At 60.9% G+C, this 13,541-nt stretch carries 12 protein-coding genes; 2 read left to right on the forward strand and 10 right to left on the reverse strand.

All coding sequences use genetic code 11. The features are described from left to right. Positions 1-83 precede the first annotated feature (83 nt). The 3 genes from LOY68_RS22025 to LOY68_RS22040 all read right to left on the reverse strand — a co-directional run bounded on the left by LOY68_RS22025 (position 84) and on the right by LOY68_RS22040 (position 3,828). A complete protein-coding gene (locus LOY68_RS22025) occupies positions 84-1,109 on the reverse strand; it encodes a histone deacetylase family protein (protein WP_265039893.1) in 1,026 nt (341 codons plus the stop codon). A 155-nt stretch (positions 1,110-1,264) separates the two neighbouring features. Next, positions 1,265-2,494 carry a Zn-dependent hydrolase gene (locus LOY68_RS22035; RefSeq protein WP_265039895.1) on the reverse strand — a complete coding sequence of 410 codons (1,230 nt, stop codon included), beginning with the start codon at positions 2,492-2,494 and terminating at the stop codon, positions 1,265-1,267. A gap of 23 nt (positions 2,495-2,517) precedes the next feature. Next, a complete protein-coding gene (locus LOY68_RS22040) occupies positions 2,518-3,828 on the reverse strand; it encodes an MFS transporter (protein WP_265039897.1) in 1,311 nt (436 codons plus the stop codon). Positions 3,829-3,991: 163 nt separating this feature from the next. Between LOY68_RS22040 and LOY68_RS22045 the strand changes: the two genes are divergently transcribed. Then, complete coding sequence (locus tag LOY68_RS22045; protein WP_054053465.1) at positions 3,992-4,924, forward strand: LysR family transcriptional regulator; 933 nt, start codon at positions 3,992-3,994, stop codon at positions 4,922-4,924. Here LOY68_RS22045 and LOY68_RS22050 read toward each other — a convergent pair. The 6 genes from LOY68_RS22050 to LOY68_RS22075 form a co-directional block, all read right to left on the reverse strand. Beyond that, positions 4,921-5,532 carry an RraA family protein gene (locus tag LOY68_RS22050; protein ID WP_265039907.1) on the reverse strand — a complete coding sequence of 204 codons (612 nt, stop codon included), beginning with the start codon at positions 5,530-5,532 and terminating at the stop codon, positions 4,921-4,923. The two genes, LOY68_RS22045 and LOY68_RS22050, sit on opposite strands and share 4 nt — an antisense overlap. Further along, positions 5,525-5,917, reverse strand: coding sequence for a RidA family protein (locus LOY68_RS22055; protein ID WP_265039908.1), 393 nt, complete (start codon positions 5,915-5,917; stop codon positions 5,525-5,527). The genes LOY68_RS22050 and LOY68_RS22055 overlap by 8 nt, the downstream gene beginning before the upstream one ends. A gap of 15 nt (positions 5,918-5,932) precedes the next feature. Beyond that, positions 5,933-7,306: an MFS transporter gene (locus LOY68_RS22060; protein ID WP_265039909.1), complete on the reverse strand. Its 1,374-nt coding sequence runs from the start codon at positions 7,304-7,306 to the stop codon at positions 5,933-5,935. Positions 7,307-7,410: 104 nt separating this feature from the next. Continuing rightward, positions 7,411-8,340, reverse strand: a complete 930-nt coding sequence (locus tag LOY68_RS22065; protein ID WP_265039910.1) for a 2-hydroxyacid dehydrogenase — start codon at positions 8,338-8,340, stop codon at positions 7,411-7,413. After that, positions 8,337-9,092, reverse strand: coding sequence for a class II aldolase/adducin family protein (locus LOY68_RS22070; protein WP_163913343.1), 756 nt, complete (start codon positions 9,090-9,092; stop codon positions 8,337-8,339). The genes LOY68_RS22065 and LOY68_RS22070 overlap by 4 nt, the downstream gene beginning before the upstream one ends. Further along, positions 9,089-10,390: an MFS transporter gene (locus LOY68_RS22075; RefSeq protein WP_054617382.1), complete on the reverse strand. Its 1,302-nt coding sequence runs from the start codon at positions 10,388-10,390 to the stop codon at positions 9,089-9,091. The genes LOY68_RS22070 and LOY68_RS22075 overlap by 4 nt, the downstream gene beginning before the upstream one ends. 155 nt (positions 10,391-10,545) lie before the next feature. Between LOY68_RS22075 and LOY68_RS22080 the strand changes: the two genes are divergently transcribed. Further along, positions 10,546-11,505 carry a LysR family transcriptional regulator gene (locus LOY68_RS22080; RefSeq protein ID WP_163913340.1) on the forward strand — a complete coding sequence of 320 codons (960 nt, stop codon included), beginning with the start codon at positions 10,546-10,548 and terminating at the stop codon, positions 11,503-11,505. A gap of 12 nt (positions 11,506-11,517) precedes the next feature. Here LOY68_RS22080 and mrdA read toward each other — a convergent pair whose 3' ends face one another. After that, positions 11,518-13,410, reverse strand: coding sequence for a penicillin-binding protein 2 (gene mrdA / locus LOY68_RS22085; RefSeq protein ID WP_054617393.1), 1,893 nt, complete (start codon positions 13,408-13,410; stop codon positions 11,518-11,520). Positions 13,411-13,541: the final 131 nt, after the last annotated feature.

Consider the following 13,541-nt stretch of genomic DNA (forward strand, 5'->3'; position numbering starts at 1 on the left):
TTGGACCGCATCCCCTTGGGAGAACTCGGTCACTTGTGGGAGCGGGCTTGCTCGCGAAAGCTATTTACCAGACACCTTCAATCTCAGAGCTGCCAAACTTCGGCATTCACAAAAAATGCCCGGGCATTATCTTCAAGGCTCTCGAGGTGATACCCGCCCTCCTGCACAATCAGGCACGGCAACCCGAGGCTGCGAATCCGCTCGCCCAGCATTGCAAAGCCTTCCCGGGTCACTGCGACTTTGCTCTGCGGGTCCAGTTCGAAAATATCGAAGCCCAACGACAGCACCAGCACCTCGGCGCCGAAGTCCTTCACCGCCGCCAACGCTATTTCAAGTTGCCCAAGGAAATCCGCCTCGCTGGCGCCATGGGCCATCGGCAGATTCAGGTTGAAACCCTCCCCCGCGCCGACGCCGCGCTCATCGGCAAACCCGGCGACACCGGGATAGAAATTGGTCGGATCGCCATGCACCGAGACATACAGCACGTCATCGCGGTCGTAGAAAATCTCTTGAATGCCCTGACCGTGATGCATGTCGGTATCCAGCACCGCCACTCGCGCAAACCCGGCGCGTAATACCTGAGCCGCCACCGCCGCGTTGTTCACATAACAGAAACCACCCGCCGCTTCGGCTCGCGCATGGTGACCCGGTGGACGGCACAAGGCATACGCCGCCGGTTCGCCATCGAGCAACGCCTGGGCGCCGGCAATCGCGCTTTGCGCCGACCAATAGGCCGAACGCCAGGTCTGTTCGCCTACCGGGCAACTGCCGTCCGCCAGATAACGCGCGGCCTGGGCGAGAATCCCGCGCAGGGCATTGGGCTCGCGGACGAAGATGTTCGACATGACTTCATCGCCCCAGTCCTCGGGGATTTCCTTCCAGCGTTGATGGGCTTCCTGCAGGAACGTCAGGTACGGCGCGCCGTGGACGGCGAGCAACGGCGCGAGTCCGGCGTCGGTCGGTTGCTCGACACTGAAGCCCAGGGAATGTGAGGCCTGCACCAGACGCTGGGCGCGCTCGGGGACTTCCTGCGGCGTGCGCATCTGCCCGCGGGAGTAATAGCTGCGGGGATGGTGGAGCAATTGTTCGGGGTGGAAAAAACTGCGCATGGGATAAATTCCTGTCAGTTAGTCATAGATCTTGAAACCAGGTGCGCCCTCCTGTGGGAGCGGGCTTGCTCGCGAATGCGGTGTGTCATTCAGCATTGATGTCAGTTGATCCACCGCTTTCGCGAGCAAGCCCGCTCCCACATTAGGGATTGGGTTTATTCAGTGATTTCGGCGCGGGCCAGGACGGCGTTGAGCAACACGTCTGTGCCTTGGCGCACATCTTCCGGCAACACGTCTTCCGCTTCGTTATGACTCAACCCGCCCACGCACGGGATAAACACCATCGCCGTCGGGCAGTACCGCGCCAGGTGGATCGCGTCGTGCCCGGCGCCGCTGACAATCGATTGCTGAGCGTAGCCCAGCGCATCCACCGCGTGCTGCACCGCGGCCACGCACTCGGCGTCGAACGGTGTGGACGGGCTGATCCAGTGCGGGGTGATAGTCAGGTTCAAGCCGCGACCGTCGGCAATCGCCTGAAGTCGTGCGCGGACTTGCTGTTCCATCGCCTCGATCGCTTCGTCACGGTGATGACGCAGGTCGACGGTAAAATTCACCAGCCCCGGAATGGTGTTGCGCGAAGACTTGTTGATGCTCAATTCACCGACCGTAGTCAGCCCTTCCGGAGCGAAATCCGTGGCCAACACTTCAATCGCCTGGATCATCCGCGCTACGCCGTAGAGGGCGTCCTTGCGCAGCGGCATCGGCGTGGTGCCGGCGTGGGCGGCCATGCCTTCGACCCGCACGTCGAGCCAGCGAATCGCCTGGCCGCCGGTGACCACGCCGATGCTCTTGGCGTTATCTTCGAGGATCGGGCCCTGCTCGATGTGCGCTTCAAAGTACGCATCCACCGCACCGCCCAGCGCCCGCTCGCCGGCATAACCGCTGCGTTGCAGGGCCTCGGCGACGCTGATGCCGTCGATGTCACGCACCGCCAACGCGGCGTCCAGCGACATGATCCCGGTGAACACCGCCGAGCCGAACATCGCCGGGGTGAAGCGTGCGCCTTCTTCGTTGGTCCACACCGCCACTTCCAGCGGTTTGCGGGTCTGGATGCCGAGGTCGTTGAGGCAACGCACCACTTCCAGACCGGCGAGCACCCCGTAGACGCCATCGAAGCGACCGCCTTCAGGTTGGGTGTCGAGGTGGCTGCCCATCATCACCGGCGCAGCGTCCGGGTCGGTACCTTCGCGACGGGCGAACAGGTTGCCGATGGCGTCCACGCTCAGGCTCATGCCGGCCTCGCGGCACCAGTGGGAAAACAGTTCTCGACCGGCCTTGTCTTCTTCGCTCAAGGCCAGACGGCAGCTACCGCCCCGGGCTGTGGCGCCGATTTCGGCCATCGCCATCAGGCTTGCCCACAGGCGTTCACCATTGATTTTCAACATACGTTACTCCTGGAGATCGGGGGTTAAGCGTTGGCCAATTCGACGCGCTCAGCGCTGGCATGACGACGCGCAAGGGACAAGACGCAGATCAGCGAAGTCGCGGCGATCAGGCTGTAGAACACCGCCAGTGGCCACCACTGACCGGCGAATTTGTGCGCCAGCATCGTGCCGATCAGCGGCGTCAGACCACCGGCCACGGCACCGCAAATCTGATAAGCGAGGGAGATCGCGGTGTAGCGCACCCGCGTCTCGAACATGCCGCTGACGTAACCGGCGATCACCGCGTAGAACGACGCCATGCACACCACCGCCAGGGCGATGCCGAGGATGATCAGCGGCGCCTGGGCCGAGCTGACCAGCACGAACATCGGGTACGGCGAGGCCATTGCCAGCAGCGCCATCAGGCACAGGAAACGCGTCGCACCGATCTTCTCCGCGACCCACGCCGCCAATGGCTGGACGCAGAATTGAATGATCGCCACCACAAACAGACACTCGAGGATCAGCGAGCGCGGCAACTCCAGTTGCTGGGTGGTGTAGGCGATCATGAAGGTGTTAGTGAAATACACCCCGGCGATTCCGAGCGTGTTGGCGCCGATACACAGCAACAGCGGACGCCACGCGGTGCGCAGCACTTCCATCACCGGCGCCTGTTCTTTGCGCGCACTTTTGCTGGCGAGTTCGCGGCTGGCGAGAAATTCCGGGGATTCATTCACACCGAGGCGAATCGCCAGGCCCACGATCAGCAACAGCGAACTGGCGAGGAACGGCAGACGCCAGCCCCAGCTCATCAAGTCAGCTTCCGGCAAACGGGTGACGGCGCTGAAGGCCAGCAGCGACAGGATCAAACCGGCCGGGCTGCCCAACTGTGCAAACGAGGCAAAGAAATTGCGCCGACCTTTCGGCGCATGCTCACCCGCCATCAACACCGCCCCGCCCCACTCGCCACCAACGGCGATGCCCTGGACGATGCGCAACAGGATCAACAGCACCGGCGCGGCAACACCGATTTGCGCGTAGGTCGGCAGCAAACCGATGCATACGGTCACCACGCCCATCATCAGCAAGGTGATGATCAACGACTTCTTGCGCCCGATACGGTCGCCGATATGGCCGAAGATAATCCCGCCCAGTGGTCGTGCAAAAAAGCCCACGGCGAAGGTGCCGAACGCGGCCATGGTGCTGAACAGTTTGTCGTCGGAGGGGAAGAACAGCGCGCCGAACACCAACGCGGCGGCGGTGGCGTAGATGTAAAAGTCGTACCACTCGATCATGGTGCCGATAAAGGCTGCGGCTGCCGCACGGCGCGGTTGGGACGAAGCTTGGGGCTTCATAGGTCGGGCTCCTTTGATTGTTTTTTTGGCAGGAGGAAATCGGATGCATCAAGGCACTCTGGCGGCGCCTGTCTTGGAGGTGATTTATCGTCCCGGGGCTATGATTAGTCAATTTTCTATTTATTATGCGGACTATTACGCCAGCTTATAATCGAGAGTCCCCATGGCCGAACGCGAAGTGCAACGCCTGCTCAATGACCGCCTCGACTGGAATTTGCTGCGCACCTTTCGGGTGATCGGCCAGGAGCTGAGCATCAGCCGCGCCGCCGCGCGCCTGCACCTGACGCAACCGGCGGTGAGCCAGGCGTTGAAACGGCTGGAAGAACAACTGGGTCGGCAACTGATCGCCCGGCGCGGTCCACGCTTTGCCCTGACCGAAGTCGGCGAGCAGATTTTCGAACTGGCCGGGGAAATCTACGGGCAGATGTCGCAAGTCAGCAGCGTGCTGGAGCAACCGGCCGACGAAGTGATTGGAAAGGTGCGGCTGTTGATCATCAGTCGGATTTTCTCCGAGCGGTTCGATGACTTCCTCGCCGACTTTCATCGCCAGCATCCGCGGGTGGATCTGGAGGTCGATGTGATGCGCAGTTCCGACATCGTCAGCGCCTTGCAGGAGAAAACCGCGACCCTCGGCTTGAGCCTCAATCGCCGGCCGCAACCGCGCCTGGAACAACGATTGTTCCTGCGTCAGCGTTATGCGTTTTTCTGTGGCAAGCATCATGCGTTGTTCGGCCAGCAGAACGTCGCCGAAGGGGATTTGCAGCGGGAGAACTTCGTCAGTTTCACCAGCGACCAGATTGGCGGCATGCTCTCGCCGCTGACGATTTTTCGCGATCAGCAGGGGTTCAGCGGACGTATCGTGGCGTCGTCGCCGAGCCTGGAAGAAGTCCGGCGACTGGTGATCGCCGGATTTGGCATCGGTTGTCTGCCCGAGCACGTGGTGGCGGCCGATGTCGACGCCGGATTGCTCTGGCGCCTGCCGCCCCACGAAGGGATTGCCGATGTCGACATTCATTTGCTGTGGAACCGCGAACAGCGCATGAGCCGCGCCGAAACGCTGTTTATCGAGAGTTTGCAGGCGTGCCTGACGGCCTAAACCTTCAGCACCTGCGCAACCGGCTCGCCTGAACGCAATCGCTCAAGCAGGCGGGGTTCGGCTTGATCGGAAGCCAAGGCTTGATCAATCACAGCGGCGGCCGTTGACCAGTCGAGAAACAGCACGCCGTTGTCGTCCGCCAGCACCAGATCTCCAGGGTTTACCGTGACGCCAGCGCAGTGGATCGGCTGATTGATCTGGCTGTCACCGCGACCATGCAGCTTGGTGGTCAGCAAACTAGTGCCGCGAGCGAACACCGGCAGCCCGGCTTCGCGCAGTTCCAGCAGATCGGTGACCGCGCCGTCCACCACAATGCCCACGGCACCGGCGCAACTCGCCGCGCAACTGGTCACCGCGCCGACCGGGGCGTGTCGCCAGTCGCCATCGGTGTCGATCACCAACACATCGCCAGGCTTGATCAGCGCCAAAACCTGGTTGACCGCGATGGCGTCGGCGCCGACCAGTTTCAGGGTCAATGCGCGGCCGACCACTTTCACATTCGGCACCATGGCCCGCAGTTGCGAATCGGCAAAGCCCTCCTCCAGGAAATGCCCGAGGGTTGGAAAGCTCACCGCTTTTAGCTGCTCGATCAGTGTCGACTCATCCATGCTGCTGCTCCTTCGCGATCAACTCGGCGACACAATCAATTTCCAGCGACACGCCCCACAACGCCACGCAGACCGTGGTGCGTGCTGGCGGCGCATGACCGAGGCATTCGCGATACACGGCATTGAAGGGTTCGAGCTGCGCCGGATCGGTGAGGTAGGCGTTGACCTTGATCACATGGCTGAAATCGGACCCGGCTTCAATCAGGATCGCCTCCAGATTGCGCAAGGTTTGTCGCACTTGTTCGGAGAAATCAGCGGGTTGGTCATTAAGGTCGCTTTGGGCCGGAATCTGCCCGGCGGTGAACACCAGATGACCGCTGACCACCGCTTGAGAGTAAGGCCCGACCGGGCCGATAAAGCCTGGGGCGGATTGAATTCTGCGCATGCTGTTGAGCTCCTTTCAGGCTGCAGCGGATTTGAAGGATTTGTTCCGCGTGTCAGCGGCTTTTTCAACCGGGATTTCGCTGATGTCGCGCTTGAACGTCTCGGTCAGCAGCAACAGCGCCAGCAACGAAATCAACGCCGCGCCGATCATGTACCAGGCCACCGACGAACCTTTGCCGGTCGCCGCCAGCAATGCCGTGGTGACAATCGGTGTCGCTGCGCTGCCGAGTAAACCGGACAACATGTAGCTGATCGACAGCCCCGAATAGCGCACTCGCGTGCCGAACAACTCGGCGAGGAAGGTCGCGATCGGCCCGTAGTTGGCGGCGAACGCGGTCATCAACAACAGGTAGCCGAAGATCACCAACGGCAGCTCTTTGGTGTCCATCAGCCAGAACATCGGGAACGCCACCAAGGCTTCCGCGACGATGCCGGCGACGATGATCGGCTTGCGTCCGTAGCGGTCCGACAGCGCGCCGAACACCGGCAACATGACGATGCACCACGCGCAGGACAGCAGCACCACACCGAGCATCGTGCTGCGGCTGAAGCCCAGATTCTGCGTGCCGTAGGTCAGGCCGAACGCGACGATGATGTTGAACGAAGCCCCGGTCGACATCGTGGCAATACCGCCCAACACCACTTGCTTCCAGTACTTGCGAAAGACTTCCGCCAAGGGCATTTTCACCTGCACTTCGGCTTCCTTGACCTTGTTGAAGGCCGGGGTCTCGGCGATGTTCAAGCGGATGTACAAACCCACGGCGATCAGCAGCACGCTGGCCAGGAACGGGATACGCCAGCCCCAGGCCAACAGGTCTTCCGGGGACAGGTACGCGGCGATCAACAGGAAGGCCAGGTTGGCGATCATAGTCCCGGCCGGCACGCCGATTTGCACCCACGAGCCGTACAAGCCGCGCTTGTTGGCCGGCGCATGCTCCACCGCCATCAACACCGCCCCGCCCCACTCGCCGCCCAGCGCCAACCCTTGAATCACCCGCAGCAACAGCAACAGGATCGGCGCCCAGATACCGATGGCGGCGTAGTTGGGCAACAGGCCGATGGCGAACGTCGCGGCGCCCATGGTCAGCAGCGAAATCAGCAACATCGACTTGCGTCCCAGCTTGTCGCCGAAATGCCCGAACAATGCGGCGCCGACGATTCGCGCCAGATACGCCGAGGCGAAGGTGCCGAACGCCAGCAACGTGCCGATCAACGGCACGAAATCCGGGAAGAACACTTTGTTGAACACCAGCGCGGAAGCCGTGGCGAAAACAAACAAGTCGTACCATTCCACGGTGGTGCCGATGACACTGGCCACGGCGACTTTTTTCATGCTGATTGCCACTTCCGGCGGTGCGCCGGACTTTTCTGCGGACGATAGATCGCTCATCACTGACTCCAGGAATTTGTTTAATTGTTTTTTACTGGCAGTAAATCGTTTGAGAGTGAGGAATTGTTGTTATGCCTCGCCCAACTGAGTGGGCGAGTTTGTTGTTAGTAACCGAGTGTTCGGTCGGCGCAATTCAATAGCGGTTCATCGGTGTTTAGGCGGCGGAAGTTCTCCGCGACTTGTTCGGCGATACAGTCGTGGGAAGCGGCCGAAGCCATATGTGGCGTGATGGTGACGCCGGGCATTGCCCAGAGACGATGATCGGTTGGCAGCGGTTCTTGTTCGAACACATCCAGCAAGGCACCGCGCAGTTTTCCTGTTTGTAGGGCCTGTTCGAGATCGTCGATATTCAGGTGACCGCCGCGCCCGCAGTTGACCAGCGCGGCGCCATTCGCCAGATGTTCAAAAGTGCTATTACCGAGAATACCGCGAGTCTCGCTGGTCAGCGGCAGCAGGTTGATCAGCAACTCCACGCCGTCGAGAAACGGGTTCAGTTGTTCGGCACCGGCGAAGGTCTGGACACCGTTCAAATCCTTGCGACGGCGAGCCCAACCACGAACGTCGTAACCGGCGGCTGCCAGGTCCTGGGCAATTGCGCTGCCCAACGAACCCAGCCCCATCACCCCAACCTTGAACTGCCCCGCCGCGCGTTGCAGCGGTCGTTCCCAGTGCTGTTGGCGTTGGTGCTGCAGCACCTGATCAAAGCTACGGTGATAGTGAATCACCGCCCAGCGCACGTACTCGGTCATGCCCTGGCGGTGGCCCGGATCGACCACCCGACACACCGGCAAGTCCGGGCACGACGGGTCGTGTTCCAGATGATCGATACCGGCGGCCACCGAGTGAATCACTTGCAGGTTCGGCAACGCACCGAGACTGCCCGGCAATGGAAACCAGCACGCGGCGATTTGCGCATTTCTGGCCCGAGGATCATCGGCTAGCACGGTTGTGAGTTGCGGCGCACTTCGGGCGAACGCGGCTTGCAGTTGTTTGAGCAACAGAGTGTCGCGGGATAACAGGACCACGGTGTTCATGACAGATAGGACTCGCGCTGGGATTCGATCAGGGTCAGAGCGGCCTCCCAGGCCAGGTCGATGATGTTGTCCTGTTCATCACGGTCAAACTGTTCGGCGGTGTGCGCGCAGACTTCCGGGGACGGGTAATGCAACGCCGAACCACCGGCCAGCGCCGCCACTTGCGCCTGACAGGCACGCTCCAGAAAGTGGATTTCCTGGAACGCCTGGGCCACGCCGGAGCCGCCGACCAGCAGGCCGTGATTGCGCAGGATCATCGCCCGGTGCGGTCCCAGGTCGGCGATCAAACGTTCGCGCTCATCCAGCGACAGAGCGATGCCTTCGTAGGTGTGATAGGCCAATTTGCCGTAGAACTTCAGCGCGTGTTGGCTGATCGGCAGCAAGCCCTGCTTCTGCGCTGCCACCGCCATACCCGCTGCGGTGTGGGTGTGGATCACACAGTTCAGATCGGGACGCGCCATGTGGATCGCCGAGTGAATAACGAAGCCTGCTGCGTTGACCCGATGCCCCGCATATTCGGGATCGACGTTGCGCCCGTCCTGATCGATGCGCACCAGGTCCGAGGCGCGCATGCGGTCGAAAATCACCCCGTAACGGTTGATCAGGAAGTGATGCTCAGGCCCTGGAATGCGCAGGGTGATGTGGGTGTCGATCAGGTCGGTCATGCGAAAGTGCGCGACCAGCCGATACAACGCCGCCAGTTCGCAACGGGCTTGCCATTCAACCGGGTCGATGTGTGCAGGTTTACTCACGAATACACCTCTTTAGCAGCGTGGGTGACGACCGGGTTGGCGCGCAGGCGGGCCAGGCCGCAAACACCGATCAGGGACAGGGCCGAGAGCAAGGTGAAGAACACCGCCAGCGGCCACCATTGTCCGGAAAACTTGCTCGCCAGCAGCGTGCCGATCAGCGGCGTGGTGCCGCCGGCCAGGGCGCAACTCAACTGGTAAGCGATGGAAATGCCCGAGTAACGCAGGTGCACCGGGAACGCCTGGGTCATGTACCCGGCAATCACCGCGTACAGCGCCGAGAGGATCACCACCGCCAACGCAATGCCGACGGTCATCAGCACAATGTTTTGCGTGCCGACCAGCAGGAACATCGGGTACGGCGTGACCATGCACAGCAGCGCGACGAGTTTGAGGAAGCGGCCTTCGCCTATGCGCTCGGCAAGCAGTGCGGAGAGCGGTTGCGAGAGCAGCTGAATGACGGTCACCAGGAACAGGCAATCGAGGATCGTCGAGCGCGCGATTCCCTGGTATTGGGTGACGTAGGTGATCATGAAGGTGTTGGTGAAAAAGAATCCGGCCGAACCGATGGTCACGGCGGCTGCGGCGAACAGGATCTGCCGCCAGCAGGTGCGGATCACGTCCTTCACCGGGTATTTGGCGGTTTCGTTGTTGTCCCGGGCCTTGGCGAATTCCGGTGATTCGTGGACCCCGGAACGGATCATCAGGCCGACCATCATCAGCACGCCGCTGGCAAGGAACGGCAGGCGCCAGCCCCAGGCGAGGAAGTCTTCCGGCTCAAGGGAGGTCACCAGACGAAAAGCAATCAACGCCAACAGCAAACCCGCCGGGCTGCCGAGTTGAGCGAAGGACGCGTAGAAGGTTTTGCGCTTGGCCGGTGCGTGCTCGCTGGCCATCAGCACCGCCCCGCCCCACTCGCCGCCGACGGAAATCCCCTGGATCAGTCGCAACACAATCAAACCGATCGGCGCCCAGATACCGACACTGGCGTAGCTCGGCAACAAACCGATGCCGGCGGTGGCCAGGCCCATCAGCGCCATGGTCACCAGCAACATCTTCTTGCGGCCCAGGCGATCACCCAGGTGACCGAAAACCATGCCGGCCATGGGGCGGGCGATGAAGCCGACGGCAAAACTACCGAACGCGGCCAGGGTGCTCATCACCGGGTCACTGCTGGGAAAGAACACTTGCCCGAGCACCAGCGCCGCCGCAGTGGCGTAGATGTAGAAGTCGTAGAACTCGATGGTCGTGCCAATGAAGGCAGCGGCCGCGGCGCGTCGCGGTTGAGGGGTGGTGTGCATGCAAGGACCCTGTGTATTTATAGTTTTGGGCAGGTACTGAAGGCTGTTTACGGTTGCACTCTGTGGCGCTTGTGGGCTTTATCGCTTCCGTGCCAGGATTAGTCAATTTTCAAATTCTTATCTTTACTATTAGCTGTGCTACTACACGGATGCTTATGCCCTCCACTTCGAATCCTTGGGTCGGACGACGTTTTCTCAATGACCGTCTCGACTGGAACCTGTTGCGCACCTACCTGGTCATCGGCCAGGAAGGCAGCATGAGCCGCGCCGCTGCGCGCTTGCACATCACTCAGTCGGCGGTGAGCCAGGCGCTGAAACGTCTGGAAGAACAATTGGAATGCGTGTTGATTGCCCGCAGCGGGCGACGCTTTGATCTGACGGAAACCGGGGAAGAAGTCCTGCGTATCGCGGCGGATATCTATGGCGATATTTCGCGTTTGGGCACGGTGGTAGAAAGTCGTCACGACGATGTGGTGGGAAAGATCCGCATCCTCACGGTTAGCGGCGTGCAGGCGCGGCACTACGATGAATTCCTCGCCGACTTCCATGAAACCCACCCGAAAATCGAACTGGAAGTCGAGGTGATGGGCAGCTCGAACATCATCAGTTCGTTGCTGCAAAAGACTGCGACCATTGGTGTTGGGCTGTGCCGTTTACCCCAGCCACGGCTGGAGCAGCGGGTGCTGTTTCGCGAGCGTTATGCGTATTTTTGTGGCCAGCGTCATCGGCTGTTCGGACAGGAGAATCTGACCCTGGAACAGTTGGCGGCGGAGAACTTCGTGAGCTTCACCAGCGATCAATTGGGCGGCAATCTTTCGCCCCTGACGCTGTTTCGCGACGAGCAAGGCTTTACCGGCAAGATCGTCGCCTCCTCCACCAGTTTCGAAGAGATTTACCGCTTGATCTGCGCAGGGTTCGGGATCGGTTGTTTGCCGGTGCACTTGGTGCGGCGGGATGTCGAGCAGGGTTTGCTCTGGCGTTTGCCGCCGGAAGACGGCGTGGTGGATTTCGATATCCAGCTGCTGTGGAATCGCGAACAGAAGATGACGCAGGCCGAAACCGTGTTCCTGGAAAGCTTCCAGCACATGCTCAGCATCCGTGAGCCTGTGCTGTGAAGCCTCTCAGGTTTAGACGTGGGGATCGCCCGGCGGTTTGGCTGGCGTGGCGTATTGCGGCTTGAGATGGCCGTCCTGATCGAGTAGCCAGGCGTCCATGATCTGCCGCACCACAGGCCCGGCAACGCGACCACCGGCCTCGCCGTTTTCGATCATCACCGAGATGACAATCTTCGGATGTTCGGCCGGGGCGAAACCGACGAACAAGGCGTTGTCGCGGTTACGCTCCAGGGTTTTCGCCCGGTTGTAACGCTCGCCCTGCTTGATCGCGACCACCTGCGCGGTACCGCTCTTGCCGGCGATGCGGTATTGGGCACCCACCGCCGCTGCCCGGGCAATCCCGCGCGCGTCGTGCATTACCATCTGCATGCCGTGGTTGACCTGTTCCCAATCACGCGGATCCTTGAGCAGGATGTTCGGCATCGGGTTCTCGTCCACCGGTGCTACGCCGTCGACGGTCTTGGCCAAATGCGGGCGATTCCACACCCCCTTGTTGGCAATCAACGCGGTGGCCTGGGCCAGTTGCAATGGCGTGACCTGCATGTAGCCCTGACCGATGCCGAGGATCACGGTTTCACCCGGGAACCATGGCTGACGGCGCGTGGCGCGTTTCCAGGCCTGGGACGGCATCAGGCCGGCAGACTCTTCGAACATGTCCAGGGAGACTTTCTCACCGAGCCCGAACATGGCCATGTAGTCGTGCAGACGGTCGATGCCCAGCTTGTGCGCCAGATCGTAAAAGTAAGTGTCGTTGGAACGCATGATCGCCGCGTCCATATCTACCCAGCCATCGCCGCTGTGGTTCCAGTTGCGGTATTTGTGATCGAAGTCTGGCAGTTGGTAGTAACCGGGGTCGAAGACGCGGGTCTGTGGGGTGACCACGCCGGAATCGAGGCCAGCGATGGCCACTTCCGGCTTGATGGTCGAGCCCGGCGCATAGAGGCCGCGCAGGACGCGGTTGAACAGCGGCCGGTCGATGGAATCGTGCAGCGCCGCATATTCCTTGAAGCTGATACCGGTCACGAACATGTTCGGGTCGAAGCTTGGCTTGCTGACCATGGCCAGCACTTCGCCGGTCGATGGATCGAGGGCGACCACCGAACCACGGCGATCCCCCAGGGCATCTTCGGCGGCTTCCTGAAGGTGGACATCCAGGCTCAGGACGATGTTTTTACCGGGTGTCGGATCAGTGTGTTTGAGTACGCGCAGCACGCGGCCCTGGGCGTTGGTCTCGACTTCTTCGTAACCGACGTGGCCGTGCAGCTCGGACTCGTAGAATTTTTCGATACCGGTCTTGCCGATGGATTGGGTCCCGCGATACTCCACCCCATCCAGCGTCTTGGATTCTTTCTCGTTGATACGACCGACGTAACCGATCGAGTGAGCGAAGTGCGCGCCCATCGGGTAATGACGGACGAACTGCGGCTCGACATCCAGCCCCGGCAGGCGGAACTCGTTGACCGCGAGAACGGCGATCTGCTGTTCGGTGAGTTCGTAGAACAAGGTCACCGGGACAAACGGATGCCGTGCCTGTTTCATGGCCTTGTCGAACAACGTGCGATCTTCGGCCGGCAAGTGCAGGAGATTGACCACCTCATCCAGCTCTTCCTTGACGTCGGAGGCGCGTTCGCGGGTGATGGTCAGGTTGAAGCTGGGCCGGTTGTCCGCCAGAACCACGCCATTGCGGTCATAGATCAGCCCGCGAGTCGGGGTGATCGGCAAAACGTGGACGCGGTTGTTTTCGGAGATGGTCGAGTGGTAATCGAATTCGACCACTTGCAGCACGTACATGCGCACCACCAGCGCGCAAGTGATGGCGACCACAAACAAGGCGCAGGCCATCAATCTTTTATTGACCAGGCGCGTCTCTTTTTCGTGATCCTTGATCGGTATCGGTTCGGGCATTTCTGCAGCAGCTCTTTGACGATGAAGGGGGTGCCGATCCTCAGGCTTGAAATCAGTCCGTTAAAAAACGAGCTGCACCATACCAAAAATGACGCCGGCACTTTAGCGCGTTTTCCTCGAACGGTTGTCCT

The organism is Pseudomonas sp. B21-053 (genome assembly GCF_026016365.1).
In the GTDB taxonomy this organism is placed as follows: Bacteria; Pseudomonadota; Gammaproteobacteria; order Pseudomonadales; family Pseudomonadaceae; genus Aquipseudomonas; species Aquipseudomonas nunensis.